We start from the raw sequence: 14,624 nt of genomic DNA on the forward strand, positions 1-14,624 counted from the left end.
TTTAATTTTCAAAGATAAATTCCACTATAATGTCAAGCCGAAACTGAAACATTCAGACCGGCTTGACGTATTTTCAGAGCTATTTTTTCAAGTTCTTCCTTAGATAGTTTTACAAGGTTTTTCTCAGGAGTCTCTCTATCTATACTATAAATCATTACTTGTTTAGGGTCTATGAATTTTACAGTTTCTAACCATGCATCCACTTCTTTATCTGTCGTATTATCAATTCTTTTACCCTTATGCTCTCCACGTAAAAATAAAGTTTGTATAATCAAATTTCCATTAAAACGTTTCAGATTATCAACTAACTTATCAACAGAAAATTTCGGTTGATTAGGTTCATTAATGAGTTTTATAGTATCTAAAAATACAGAATCCAATTTCAATATATTATTATCCACTCTATTCAATGCTCTGAAGACAGACTCTTTTCCTATATGACAGGCATTAGATAAAACACTCACTTTAGCCTCCGGAAAATATCTATTCCGCAAATTTATAGTATCTTCTATTATTTCTTCGAACTGCGGATGCAAAGTAGGTTCACCATTACCGGCAAAGGTAATAACATCTGGTTTTTCTCCCTTTTCGACCATAAGCTTCAACTTATCATCTAATGCATTATACACAGCCTCCCGAGTAGGCAAACCGTTTTTACCCCGCTTGTCGGCATTATATCCGCACTCACAATAAATGCAATCGAAAGAACATACTTTACCGTCATCGGGTAAAAGATTCACTCCTAAAGAAACACCCAATCTTCTACTATGTACCGGTCCGAAAACAATTTCTCTAAATAGAATAGTTGACATATTTTTCCTTTTTACCGACTACAAAAATAATCATTCGCTTTTTCTGTAACAAAAACGAATTGTCAATTGTTATATCAACTATTTTACTCTAATTGTTAATAAACAAAATAATAAACTTATATACAATTGATTATATAATATAATCAATATCTTATAAACAGATAAATTACTAGTTATTAACAAGCTGAAACTATATAATAAATAATGCAAAAAATAAAATTCATACTTACTAATACACTATTTTTGTAACTGATGAAGAAAGTAGTAGTCATAATATGTAGCATAGTATGTTTATGCGGATTAACCTCCTCTATACATAGTCAGTCCGTAGCTTATAATCAGATGTACAGGACAATTATAGAAAACGGAGATACTGTATGGATGGTACTTATGCGACCTGTTTATTGTTTCCCCCCGTTAAAATTCAAAAACAGCAAAGAAGAAAAATACTACTGGAGAACCGTACGTGATGTAAAAAAAACTCTGCCTTACGCAAAACTTGTATATAATGCACTCATAGAAACTTATGAATATATACAAACCCTACCTGAAAAAGAAAGAAAAGCTCATTTAAAACGTATGGAGAAGGAACTTTTCAAAGAATATAAACCCGTATTGAAAACATTCACCTATTCTCAAGCTAAATTGCTCATAAAACTCATAGACAGAGAATGTAATCAATCTTCCTTCAATCTTATAAAAGCTTTTTTAGGAGGTTTCCGGGCAAATGTATGGCAAACTTTCGGAAGTTTGTTCGGAGTGAGCCTTAAAAAAGAATGGGAACCGGAAGGGAGCGACAAAATGCTGGAAAGAATATGTATCTTAGTAGAATCGGGACAACTTTAATACATAAAATTTATCTCAACATTTTAAAGAAATCCCATATAACTAATCCTGCAGTTACCGATACATTTAAAGAATGCTTTGTCCCGAACTGAGGTATCTCTACACTTTGATCACATTTATCAACAACGCTTTGTTGCACTCCTTTCACCTCATTACCCAAAACGACAGCGTATTTACAATCTTTATTCAACTGTAAATCAGATAATATGATACTGTTTTCAACTTGTTCTATAGCATACACGATATACCCTTCTTCACGTAATTTATCAACAGCAGCGTTAGTATCCTCGAAATAATGCCACTCGACACTATCTTCTGCTCCTAAAGCCGTTTTATGTATTTCAGGATGAGGAGGAGTAGCAGTAATGCCGCATAAATAAACAGCTTTCACTAAAAAAGCATCGCTTGTGCGAAAAACCGACCCTACATTATTCAAACTCCTTACATTATCCAGAATCACGATAAGAGGTATCTTATTTTTCTTTTTAAATTCTTCTTGTGAAATCCTATCAAGTTCTAAAATGGTTTTCTTTTTCATTATCTCTAAATATTACGCATCTTAATATATTGCAAAGATATAATTTTCTCTTTGTGCAAACCCTATTAAAAGTATGCTGATAACTTGTGAAAAACATCGGATAAATAAAGAATAACTTTTTCTCATCAAACATAGGACAATTAAAATATTCTATTATATGAAACGAGAAATCTAAATTACAAATCAAAAACACAAAAGTTTTAAATGAATATATCAACTGTAAAATAAGGGTTTATCCATACAGTAAATAAAAGAAAGTTTTTAACTTTGCCACTTATTAACGTATAGTTAATTATGATGGTAAAACTCTTATAATAAGAAAAAACAGATGTTGATATACTCTTTATAAAAAGACATAAAACCTTAATAACTTAATATACAATAGTTCTTATAAAAAAGATATCAATACTATCAACAAGCTATTATCATCATCTATTTTAAGTTTTAAATAAATAAAAGAAGAAATATAATTATGAGTATTGTGAACATCGATAAGGGATATGTCGATTTCCCTGTTCCGGGAGGTATAGACTTGAGAAAAGAGATCGATAGATTGCGGAAAGATAAGAATGCCGTGATACTTGCCCATTACTACCAATCGGGAGATTTACAAGATATAGCCGATTTTGTAGGGGACAGTCTGGCTTTAGCTCAATGGGCATCTCGGACAAAAGCCGACATTCTCGTATTATGCGGAGTTCACTTTATGGGTGAAACAGCTAAAATTCTTTGTCCCGATAAAAAAGTTTTAGTTCCCGATCTGAATGCCGGATGCTCTTTAGCCGATAGTTGCAATGCTACCGACTTTGCCGAATTCATCAAAGAAAATCCCGGACATACGGTCATTTCTTATGTTAATACATCGGCTGCGGTCAAAGCTCTTACCGATGTAGTGGTCACTTCTACGAATGCCCGTCAAATAGTAGAAAGTTTTCCTGTTGAAGAAAAGATTATATTCGGACCTGATAGAAACCTCGGGAATTATATAAATAGCGTCACAGGGCGTAATATGAAGCTGTGGAATGGTGCATGTCATGTACACGAACAATTTTCTGTTGAAAAAATAGTGGAATTGAAAAAAGAATATCCTGATGCTTTATTATTGGCGCATCCTGAATGTAAAAACGTCATATTGACGTTGGCTGATAAAATAGGGTCTACGGCTGCATTATTGAAATTTGCAACTCAGTCTGAAGCAAGACGATTTATCGTAGCTACGGAATCGGGTATTTTACATGAAATGCAGAAACAGAATCCTGATAAAATTTTTATTCCCGCCCCGCCTAATGATAGTACTTGTGCTTGCAATGAATGTAATTTTATGCGGTTAAACACGATAGAAAAATTATATAATTGCCTCAAATATGAGCAGCCTGAAATTACAGTGGACGCTGAAATAAGAGAAAAGGCCGTATTGCCTATTCAGAGAATGCTCGATATTTCGGCGAAATTAGGACTCTGATTTATTTTTTCGAAGCATATTTATATTTCTTAGAAGTCCTTCGTATTTTACCCGTTTGACAGCCGATTTTTTAAATATGCGGTTATAATCTTCGTGTGTCAGATGTTCAAGTTTCTCTTGATCGAGAGATAAAAACTCGGAAGAAGGTTCAAACTCCGGTATTGTTGTGGGAATAGAAAACCTGTTCCAAGGACATACTTTCTGACAAGTATCGCAACCATATACTCTATTATTCATTTTAGAGCCTATTTCAAATGGAATATCAGACCTGTTCTCTATCGTTTGGTATGATATACATCTGTTAGAGTCAAGTGTCGTAAAATCGCCCGGAATCAAAGCTTGTGTGGGACAGTGTTCGATGCACGAATTGCAATGTCCGCATCTGTTTTGCATGGGAGTATCCCATGGTAGTTCGAGAGAAGAAATTATTTCTCCTAAAAAGAAAAAAGATCCTTTTCCCGGTATGATCAGTTGTGTATTTTTTCCTATAAATCCTATACCGGCCTGCTGAGCCCAGTAACGTTCCATGACGGGAGCTGTATCGCAAAATATTCTTCCTTCTATGGGAGTCAGTGTATTTATATAAGAAAATAATTCATTTAATTTTTCTTTTAGAACAATGTGATAATCTTGTCCATAAGAATATAGTGCGAATTGAGGATGATTTTCAGGAATGTGTATAGAGGGATAATAATTCAAGGCTACTACAAGCACAGAACGAGCGTTTTCTACCAATAATCGAGGATCGAATCTTTTGTCTTTATAATTTTTCATATATTGCATTCGGGCTTCTTTACCCTTCTGTAACCATTTGTCGAAATGCAAACGGCAATCTGCATCGACTTCTTTTACAGGGGTTATACCGCAAGCTGAAAAACCTAAGGCAAAAGCTCGTTCGAAGATTTTATTTTTAAGGGAAAATTCGTTCAAAATTATATCCTTTCTCTAATAACCATTCGATTGATTTAGGAAGAGCATAACGTAAATTTTTTTGAGATTTGAGAGAATCGTGGAAAACGATGATAGATCCGTTTCTTACAAATTTCTTCACGTTATTAAAAACATCTTCTCCGTTTAATTTTTTACTGTAATCGCGAGTTACCACATCCCACATGATAATATGATAATCTAGTTTTTGTAAAGTGAGGAGTTGAGAGAAACGCATGTGACCGTGAGGAGGTCTAAATAATTGGCTTTTTATGAGTTGATTAGCCGCTTCTACATTTCTCACATAGTTTTGAGTAGTATATTTTATACCTTGTATATGGTTCATTGTATGGTTTCCCGTAGAATGTCCCCGCAATTTTATCTCTTCATATAATTCTCTGTTTCGGGCAACGTTTTCTCCCACACAAAAAAAAGTAGCTTTTACTTGATAATGATCCAATAAGTTAAGTACCCAGGGAGTTACTTCAGGAATAGGACCGTCATCGAAAGTAAGATATATATTTTTTTCTTTTCCCGGAACCGGAATACGCCATATTGTTTCCGGATAAAGCATTCTATATAAATAAGGCGGCTGTTCTATCAACATGACCAAAACTTTTTAAAACAAATAGGATATTCTCTCTTATAACGAGAATATCCTATTCGTCGAATATTTATATTTTTACTGTTGTTGCAGCATGGCAGTAGGATCTATACCTATGCTTTTTAGTTTATTGACATATTTCATTGCCGATTCTTGATCGTTCTGAGAAATGAACATAGGTATGACATTTTTTATAAGAATAAACTGATTGATCTGTACATCTCTGTCTATCGATCTCAATTGATTGGGGGTAAGAGTTGTGTACCATTTGAGGTATTCGAAAGAATTATCGGCTATCTCTTCCAATAGTTTTTTCGCTTTTTCTTTTTGTCCCAATTGATAATAATTCATAGCCAATTGAGTAGAAATGTAGTCGTGAGGAATTGCCGTGCCTGGAATTTTTTCCATACAATAATCCAACGCTTTCAATGCTTTATCTGTTTTACCTTCTTCCATTAGCTGGCCGATAAGTTCTACAAACATCATACGCAGCGTAAAACACATTCTTCTTATGTTTTCGTCTAAATAAACGTTAGGATTCTCAATGCCTCCCCATACGAATTTGTTCATCATATTGTCATACATTTTTTCCGTATCGATAGAACTGTCTCCATCCGGATTTTTGACAGGTACGATACGATATGCCAATCCTACACGGCTGAAATACGGTTTAAGATTCATATACATTTCCGGTCCTACGGTTACTGCATAATATATAGGACGTTTCCAGCCTTCTTTCGCATTTGTATTGATCATATCCAGAATAGCTATTTCGTTTAGTGTCATGGAATTTTTATTTGTGTATGACAAATCTATTCTTTTAACGATACTGTCTTTCAGTTCAGGAGTTACAGTTCCCGATTTCAATACAGATGCAGAATCTACAGGTATATAAAAAGCATTGGTAGGGAAATAGTTGAAAGTACCTTGTGCTTCGGGTATTTTCTTGGTCCATTCTTCATCGGACAAGAAAAAGTTCATTGCATCGCTTACCGACATAGGTTGTTGTGTAACGTTATATAAGTAAGCATATTCGCGTTTTCCGTTACCGTATTGATATTCTTTCATAGATATAGGAAGAGGAGTAGATTCATAAGCTTGACTCTTCATCTGATCTATATACCAATCGGTTTGCAAGTAACTTAGATTACATACACGTACATCGGTACGATAACCTTCCGTTTCTTGTACATACCATAAAGGGAAAGTATCGTTATCTCCGTTGGTAAAAATAATACCGTCTTTTTCTATACAGGAAAGGTAATTTTTACCGAAATCTCTACAGGTATAACGTCCCGAACGATCGTGATCATCCCATGTCTGACTTACCATTTGTATAGGTACTATGAGACAGAGTACGGTGGCTATGGAAGATGCCACTTTCGGAGAAAGGTATCTTTCAAGACCTTTACTTATTGCCGCTACACCTAAACCTATCCAAATTGCAAATGCGTAGAAAGAACCGGCATAAGCATAATCTCTTTCACGCGGTTGATAAGGAGTTTGATTCAGGTAAATAACAATAGCTATACCGGTCATGAAAAATAAGAAGAACGTTACCCAAAATCCTTCTATACCTTTTTTTCCCGAATATGCTTGAAAGAATAATCCTATAAGACCCAATATGAGCGGCATCATGTAAAATACATTGCGTCCTTTATTGTTTGCCAGTTCAGAAGGAAGATTAGTCTGATCTCCGGCCAGGTGTTTATCTATAAAATTAAAACCGCTGATCCAATTACCTTTACTTACCTCTCCGTTTCCTTGCAAATCATTTTGGCGTCCTGCAAAATTCCACATGAAATAACGCCAGTACATAAAATTCAATTGATAATCGAGGAAGAATTTCAAATTTTCTCCGAAAGTAGGTTTATAGACTGTATGAGTTTCTCCCTGGTAATTTTTTACTTTAACAGGTTTTCCTTTGAAATTAGTCCACTCTTTATAAGCTTCTATATGTTGAGGACTACTGCTGTACATACGAGGGAAAAACATATCCAGTTCGGGAGTATATATATAATCTCGTTTATGGTCTATGATTATATATTTGTCTTTTTCGTTTTTATCGGTTTTTATATTTCTTCTCCATATAGCTGAACCTTCCTTAAACATGGGTGCTCCGTTATTGTCGCGTGCTACATCCGATACGAACGTATTTCCGAACAGAAGAGGACGGTCTCCATATTGTTCCCGATTCAGATAACTTGCCAATTTGAATACATCTTCAGGAGAATTTTGATCCATAGGTGTGTTTGCAGAAGAACGAATCACGATCAGGGCATAAGAAGAGTAACCTATGAAAATAACCATGATAGATACCAAAATAGTATTCAAAGCACGAACCGGCAGCTTTTCTTTGAAGAAAAGATAACAAGCTAAAATGATAGATAACAATATGCCTATCCATATTTTATCTCCTATAAAAGGAATACCTACCATAATGACGCTTATTAAGAAAGAGAGCCGCAAACGGAACTTATTTTTTTGACTGTATGTTTCATAAATAGCCCAAGAAATGCATCCTATTACGAGGAAGAAATAAATAATGACACCGGTATTGAAAGGTGCGCCGAATACGTTTACAAATAAAAGTTCCGCCCATCCGGCAACTTTTACAAATCCCGGAATCAATCCGTATAATAAAATTACGATTATAGCGAATGAAATGGCAATAGCTATAAGAGAGCCTTTTGCATTCGTATTTTTGAATTTTCTGTAGTAATATACCAGTACGATAGCCGGAATACATAATAAATTGAGAAGATGTACTGCAATGGATATGCCGATAAGATAAGCTATAAGTACTATATACCGGTAAGAATGAGGTTCGTCGGCTACAGTTTCCCATTTCAAGATGAGCCAGAATACAAGAGCCGTACAGAAAGAAGAATATGCATAAACTTCACCTTCTACTGCCGAAAACCAAAAAGTATCACTGAATGCATAAGCTAAAGAACCTACGAGTCCGCTTCCCAAAATAGCGATCATTTGTCCCATACTCATCTCTTCTCCTTCTTTTACCACTATTTTTCGGGCAAGATGAGTTATAGTCCAAAATAATAATAATATAGTGCCTGCACTGAGTAGTCCCGACATCAGGTTTATCATGTAGGCTACCTGAGTAGGATCAGAGGCGAAATTTGCGAAAAATCTTCCCGTTAACATGAAAATAGGATTTCCGGGCGGATGTCCTACTTCGAGTTTATATGCAGAAGAAATGAATTCTCCGCAATCCCAGAAACTGGCTGTTGGTTCCAGCGTTAAAATGTAAGTTACGGCCGATATGACAAACACGACCCATCCTAAAACATTGTTCAGTAATTTGTATTGCTTCATAGATTTTATTTGATGAAGAGGCTATAAGCTCTATATGCGTTGCAAATATAGAAAAAGATTGTCAACAAAATGTTTTAAAGATTGTAATAATCTATCTATTAAAGCCCTTGAAGAGAATAAAATGCAATAATAAGATATGATTTTTTGTTAATTCTCCTTTTATTATTACTTTTATCACATATAAAATGAAGTTATTTATGCTCAAAAAAATATTGGTTACGGGTGCGGGAGGTTTTATAGGAGGTTTTATAGTAGAAGAAGCTTTGCGGCGAGGTTATGAAACTTGGGCCGGTGTTCGTGCCTCTACCAATAAAGAATATTTGAAGGATGAAAATATAAAATTTATAGACCTTAAATTTAATGATAAGGAACAATTGAAAAAACAGCTTTCAGAACAAAAAGAAAAGTTCGGTGCGTGGGATTATATTGTTCATAATTTGGGAGTGACAAAATGTAAAAATCCTGAAGACTTCGATCTGATCAACTACGGTTTTGTAAAAAATTTTACCGAAGCTTTAATAGAAACCGAAACCGTCCCCGAGCAATTTATCATGATGAGTAGTCTGGGTGCGTGGGGAATAGGTGATGAAACAGGTTTTACTCCTATACGGCAAGGCGATGTTCCGCATCCCAATACTCGTTATGGGAAGAGTAAACTTAAAGCAGAACAGCATCTTTATTCCTTATCGAATTTTCCTTATGTGATAATGCGTCCTACCGGAGTATACGGTCCTCGTGAAAAAGATTATTATCTGATGATGAAAACTATCAAATTCGGATTTGACTTTTCTGTCGGATATAAAAAGCAATTGATAACTTTTATTTATGTTCGGGATTTGGTAAAAGCTATTTTTCTGGCTATAGATAAAGGTGTTAAACAACGAGGATATTTTATTTCTGACGGAGGAGCTTATACTTCTACCCAATTTCGCAAATATATAGCTTCAGCTATGGGAAAGCGATTTGTCATTCCTATTCGTTTACCTCTCGTTTTTCTAAAGATTGTTTCTTATTGTGCCGAATTTTTTGCGTCTTTGACAGGTTCTGCCAGTACGCTTAATAGAGATAAGTATAATATTATGAAGCAACGTAACTGGATTTGCGATATAACTCCTTTACAAAAAGAACTTGGATTTGAACCTGATTATCCTTTGAAAAAAGGTGTTTATGAAACTGTAAACTGGTATAAAAAATCGGGTTGGTTATAATAGATGAATTATTTTTAGTTACACAAAACAATAACACACATGAAATCGAAAAAAGTAATTTTATTTACACTGCTGTTTTTTTCAGCTTTTTCTTTTAGGGCCGAGAATCCTCCGTATAAAAATCCGGAATTATCTCCGGATGAAAGAGCTTTGGATTTATTGAATAGGATGACTTTGAAAGAGAAGTTCGCCCAAATGCACAATAACAGCGGAGGTATAGAACGTCTGGGCGTTCGTCCGTATGATTGGTGGAATGAAGCTTTACATGGAATTGCACGTGCGGGAAAAGCAACGGTTTTTCCGCAAGCAATAGGTCTGGCAGCGACTTTTGATGATACAGCTGTTTATGAAATGTTCGATATGGTTTCGGATGAAGGAAGGGCGAAATATCATGATTTTCAGAGAAAAGGAATGTATAACGGTTATAAAGGACTTACGTTCTGGACTCCGAACATCAATATTTTCCGTGATCCTCGTTGGGGACGCGGCATGGAAACATATGGAGAAGATCCTTTTTTGACTACGAAAATGGGGCTTGCTGTCGTAAAAGGTCTTCAGGGAGACGGTACTCAAAAGTATGATAAGGCTCACGCTTGTGCGAAGCACTATGCTGTTCATAGCGGACCTGAATGGAATAGGCATAGTTATAATGCCGAAAATATTTCTATACGTGATTTAAGAGAAACTTATTTGCCGGCTTTTAAGGCGCTTGTTACAGAAGGAAAAGTGAAAGAAGTAATGTGCGCCTATAACCGTTTTGAAGGAGAACCTTGTTGTTCTAATAAGACTCTGTTGATAAATATATTGAAAGACGAGTGGGGATTCGATGATGTTATCGTTTCCGATTGCGGAGCTATTGCCGATTTTTATACAAAAGGCAGACATGAGACTCACGCTTCGGCGGCAGATGCATCGGCAGATGCGGTTATATCCGGAACAGATTTGGAGTGCGGCGGTTCTTATTGGGCTTTGGATGAAGCTTTGGAAAAAGGACTAATTACCGAAACTAAAATCAATGAATCTGTTTTTCGATTGCTTCGTGCCCGTTTTGAATTGGGAATGTTCGACGATGACTCTTTGGTATCTTGGTCTTCTATTCCTTATTCGGTAGTTTGTTGCGATAAGCATAAGGCAAAGGCCTTGGAAATGGCACGTAAAAGTATGGTATTGTTGAGTAATAAAAATAATACGTTACCCTTGAGTAAAAGTATAAAGAAAGTAGCGGTAATGGGACCGAATGCTAATGACTCGGTAATGCTTTGGGCTAATTATAACGGGACGCCCGACAGATCGGTTACTATATTGGAAGGAATTAAAGCTAAGTTGCCTGAAGGAAGCGTAATTTATGAAAAGGGGTGCGACTATGTAGATACCGAAGTTTTTTTCAGTTATTTCGATCGGTGTCAATATAATGGTAAAAAAGGTTTTAAAGCGACTTTCTGGAATAACCGAGATTTGTCGGGAGATATTGCAGCGACAGGCCAAATAAGCGAACCTTTTAATTTCGATACGGGAGGAGAAACAGTCTTTATGCCCGGAGTGAATCTAAAAGATTTTTCAGCTCGTTTCGAGTCTGTATTTGTTCCTGAACGAACCGAAGAGGTTGTATTTACTATATCGGCAGATGACGGTTGCCGTGTTTATGTCGATGGAAAAGAAATTATTTCGGATTGGAAAAACGGACCTGCATCCAGAAAAGATTATCGGATGAATGTTGAAAAAGGAAAGAAATATGATATTCTTATCGAATATTATCAGGGAGGAGGAAAAGGAGCACTTAAATTCGATGTAGGGTTGAGCCGTCAAATCGATTATAAAGCTGTCGCCGAAAAAGTGAAAGATGCAGATGTTATTATTTTTGTCGGAGGTATTTCTTCTTCTCTTGAGGGAGAGGAAATGGGAGTGAAATATCCCGGATTCAGAAATGGTGACCGCACGAATATAGATCTTCCTCAAGTACAGAAAAATATGATGAAAGCTTTGAAAGAAACAGGAAAGCCCGTAATTTTTGTATTGTGTTCGGGAAGTACTATGGCTTTATCTTGGGAAGATAAAAATATGGATGCTATTCTTCAGGCTTGGTATCCGGGACAGGAGGGGGGTACTGCGGTTGCCGATGTGCTTTTCGGAGATTACAATCCTGCCGGGCGTTTGCCGTTGACTTTTTATGCATCTTCCGATGATCTTCCTGATTTTGAAAATTATAATATGTCCGAAGGTCAAGGGCGTACTTATCGTTATTTTAAAGGAAAACCCTTATATCCTTTCGGGCATGGATTGAGTTATACCGGTTTCAGTTATTCGAAAGCTAAATTGAGTAAAAAGTCTATGAGGGTAAATGATTCGGTATTTTTGAGTCTGAATTTGAAAAATACGGGTCTGCGAGACGGGGATGAAGTAGTTCAAGTATATATACGCAATTTGCAAGATCCCGAAGGTCCTTCTAAATCATTGAGAGGATATAAACGTGTTTCGGTAAAAGCGGGGCAAACCGTACCTGTAAAAATAGATTTGCCGGCTTCTTCTTTCGAATTTTTTAATCCGGTGACTGAGAAAATGGAAGTACGACCGGGAAAATATGAAATTCTTTATGGCGGAACATCCGATGATAAGCAGTTGAAAAAACTTGGTTTAGAAATCAAATGATAGATAGAAAAATATGATATGAAAAAGATCTGCTTAAATAGTCTCGCTTAAGCAGATCTTTTTTGTTTCTATCAATTTTATTTTGTGATTTTTATGTCGGAATTGCATTTGATTGTTTCACGGATAAACCCTTCTTTATCATAAGGAGAAATAGCTATTCTTCGATTATCTTTGCAGTATAGTATAATCTGGTCACTTGATAAAGCATACCTTTTTATAGGATTCGTAGTAAATAACGAGTTTTTTTTCGGATGAGAAACAATTTCCGATATAGTATCTAACTTGATTTTTATTACAGGTAAATATCCCGATTTGATATATAACATATTGTTATTGAATATATATTCCGTGTGTATAAAAGAAGGAACGAACAATACGTTTATGATGAGCATGATGACTAAAAAAATGATCGATTTAATCCACATACTGTAAAAAAGGAGAATGATCGTTATCAGCAGTAATATATGGGTGAGAATTCCTATTTTTGATTTGAATGTACGTTGCATAGAAATAGATTTTTTACGAAGATACAACATTGCTACTTTATTTTTACCTTTGTGTTTAGAAAAGTTCGGATACGCTCGGCAATCGTATCGAAAAAAAGAAAAATATGACACATAAATTTGATTTTTTGGTAATAGGCTCGGGTATAGCAGGGATGAGTTTTGCCTTGAAAGTAGCTGAAAAAGGTCGTGTAGCTGTAATTTGTAAAACAGGTCTTGAAGAAGCGAATACGTTTTACGCACAAGGAGGAATTGCTTCTGTAACCAATACGCTGGTCGATAATTTTGAGAAGCACATTGAAGATACGATGATTGCGGGAGATTGGATCAGCGATCGGGCTGCGGTCGAGAAAGTGGTGCGAGAAGCTCCCGGTCAGATTAAGGAGTTGATCGATTGGGGAGTAAGTTTTGATAAAGACGAGAATGGAAAATTTGATCTTCATAAAGAAGGAGGACATTCCGAATTCCGCATTTTGCATCATCAGGACAATACCGGAGCTGAAATTCAGGATAGTTTGATCAGAGCTTTGAAAAATCATCCGAAAATTAAAGTTTTTGAGAATCATTTTGCGATCGAAATCATAACACAGCATCATTTGGGAGTAAACGTAACCCGTCACACCGGTAATATAGAATGTTACGGTGCTTATGTACTTGACCAGAATACGAACCATATTCATACATTTCTTTCAAAAACTACTTTGATTGCTACGGGAGGAGTAGGAAATGTTTACCGGACTACCACAAATCCGCCTGTCGCTACTGGAGACGGTATTGCCATGGTATATCGTGCAAAAGGCGATGTAAAAGATATGGAATTTATCCAATTTCATCCTACTGCATTATATAATCCGGGAGAGCGTCCCAGTTTCTTGATTACCGAGGCAATGCGCGGTTATGGAGCTGTATTGAAAACTAAAGATGGAAAAGAGTTTATGCAGAAGTACGATGATCGCCGATCATTAGCTCCTCGTGATATTGTAGCCCGTGCCATCGATAATGAAATGAAAACTCGCGGAGATGAATGTGTATATCTTGATGTGACCCATAAAGACCCGGAAGAGACCAAAAAGCATTTTCCTAATATTTATCAAAAATGTTTGAGTTTGGGGATCGATATAACAAAAGATTATATTCCTGTAGCTCCGGCTGCACATTATTTGTGCGGAGGTATTAAAGTTGATTTGGATGCACGTACGTCTATAAAAAACTTGTATGCCGTAGGTGAATGTTCTTGTACCGGTTTGCATGGTGCGAATCGATTGGCTTCCAATTCGTTGATAGAAGCGGTAGTTTATGCGGATGCTGCAGCAAAACATGCGGTGAAAGTATTGCCCGATATAAAGATACAAGAAAATATTCCCGATTGGAACGATGAGGGTACATCATTGCCAGAAGAGATGGTATTGATAACGCAAAGCGTACGGGAAGTAGAACAGCTTATGTCGGCTTATGTGGGAATAGTGCGTTCCAATCTGCGTCTGAAAAGAGCTTTGGACAGATTGGAAATACTTTATCGTGAGACGGAAGATCTTTTCCAGCGTTCGGTCGTGACTCGGGAGATATGCGAATTGCGCAATATTATTAATGTAGGGTATTTGATCATCAAGCAAGCCATGGCACGTAAAGAAAGCAGAGGCCTGCATTATACGATAGATTATCCTAAGAAAAATAAAATTTGATCAGATATTTTTTACTGATAATTTAGTCTGTTATCATAAACTTTGAGAAAGTTACCGTAA

General features: G+C 36.1%; 11 protein-coding genes. 5 read left to right on the plus strand and 6 right to left on the minus strand.

The window, feature by feature from the left end; all coding sequences use genetic code 11:
* Positions 1 to 32: 32 nt before the first annotated feature.
* Positions 33 to 812: a radical SAM protein gene (locus tag AC1WHX_RS01060; protein ID WP_009318366.1), complete on the minus strand. Its 780-nt coding sequence runs from the start codon at positions 810 to 812 to the stop codon at positions 33 to 35.
* A 252-nt stretch (positions 813 to 1,064) separates the two neighbouring features.
* Here AC1WHX_RS01060 and AC1WHX_RS01065 point away from each other — a divergent pair, with 252 nt between their 5' ends.
* Entirely contained in the window at positions 1,065 to 1,658 is a 594-nt protein-coding gene (locus tag AC1WHX_RS01065; protein WP_122336991.1) for a DUF4294 domain-containing protein, read from the plus strand.
* A gap of 10 nt (positions 1,659 to 1,668) precedes the next feature.
* Here AC1WHX_RS01065 and AC1WHX_RS01070 read toward each other — a convergent pair whose 3' ends face one another.
* Entirely contained in the window at positions 1,669 to 2,196 is a 528-nt protein-coding gene (locus AC1WHX_RS01070) for an RNA methyltransferase (protein ID WP_122336992.1), read from the minus strand.
* A gap of 472 nt (positions 2,197 to 2,668) precedes the next feature.
* On the opposite strand from AC1WHX_RS01070, the gene nadA reads away from it, so the two are divergent.
* Positions 2,669 to 3,658 (plus strand): quinolinate synthase NadA, encoded by a 990-nt coding sequence (gene nadA / locus AC1WHX_RS01075; protein WP_481228804.1) that lies wholly within the window; start codon positions 2,669 to 2,671, stop codon positions 3,656 to 3,658.
* Here the strand turns inward: nadA and queG are convergent.
* The 3 genes from queG to AC1WHX_RS01090 all read right to left on the minus strand — a co-directional run bounded on the left by queG (position 3,647) and on the right by AC1WHX_RS01090 (position 8,525).
* Positions 3,647 to 4,588: a tRNA epoxyqueuosine(34) reductase QueG gene (gene queG, locus AC1WHX_RS01080; protein WP_481228805.1), complete on the minus strand. Its 942-nt coding sequence runs from the start codon at positions 4,586 to 4,588 to the stop codon at positions 3,647 to 3,649. The genes nadA and queG overlap by 12 nt on opposite strands.
* Complete coding sequence (locus tag AC1WHX_RS01085) at positions 4,569 to 5,192, minus strand: polysaccharide deacetylase family protein (RefSeq protein ID WP_022391216.1); 624 nt, start codon at positions 5,190 to 5,192, stop codon at positions 4,569 to 4,571. Before AC1WHX_RS01085 ends, queG begins: the two co-directional genes overlap by 20 nt.
* A gap of 75 nt (positions 5,193 to 5,267) precedes the next feature.
* Positions 5,268 to 8,525 carry a DUF2723 domain-containing protein gene (locus AC1WHX_RS01090; protein WP_022600057.1) on the minus strand — a complete coding sequence of 1,086 codons (3,258 nt, stop codon included), beginning with the start codon at positions 8,523 to 8,525 and terminating at the stop codon, positions 5,268 to 5,270.
* Positions 8,526 to 8,722: 197 nt separating this feature from the next.
* Between AC1WHX_RS01090 and AC1WHX_RS01095 the strand changes: the two genes are divergently transcribed.
* Both AC1WHX_RS01095 and xyl3A read left to right on the plus strand, forming a co-directional pair.
* Positions 8,723 to 9,733: an NAD-dependent epimerase/dehydratase family protein gene (locus tag AC1WHX_RS01095; RefSeq protein ID WP_303115920.1), complete on the plus strand. Its 1,011-nt coding sequence runs from the start codon at positions 8,723 to 8,725 to the stop codon at positions 9,731 to 9,733.
* Between the two features lie 39 nt (positions 9,734 to 9,772).
* A complete protein-coding gene (xyl3A, locus tag AC1WHX_RS01100; RefSeq protein ID WP_418236504.1) occupies positions 9,773 to 12,379 on the plus strand; it encodes a xylan 1,4-beta-xylosidase in 2,607 nt (868 codons plus the stop codon).
* A gap of 77 nt (positions 12,380 to 12,456) precedes the next feature.
* Here the strand turns inward: xyl3A and AC1WHX_RS01105 are convergent, their stop codons facing one another.
* On the minus strand, positions 12,457 to 12,885 hold the full coding sequence (locus AC1WHX_RS01105; protein WP_302545018.1) for a PH domain-containing protein: 429 nt from the start codon (positions 12,883 to 12,885) through the stop codon (positions 12,457 to 12,459).
* Positions 12,886 to 12,989: 104 nt separating this feature from the next.
* Between AC1WHX_RS01105 and nadB the strand changes: the two genes are divergently transcribed.
* A complete protein-coding gene (gene nadB, locus AC1WHX_RS01110) occupies positions 12,990 to 14,564 on the plus strand; it encodes an L-aspartate oxidase (protein WP_022391222.1) in 1,575 nt (524 codons plus the stop codon).
* The last annotated feature ends 60 nt before the right edge of the window (positions 14,565 to 14,624 follow it).

The organism is Coprobacter sp. (assembly GCF_982436375.1).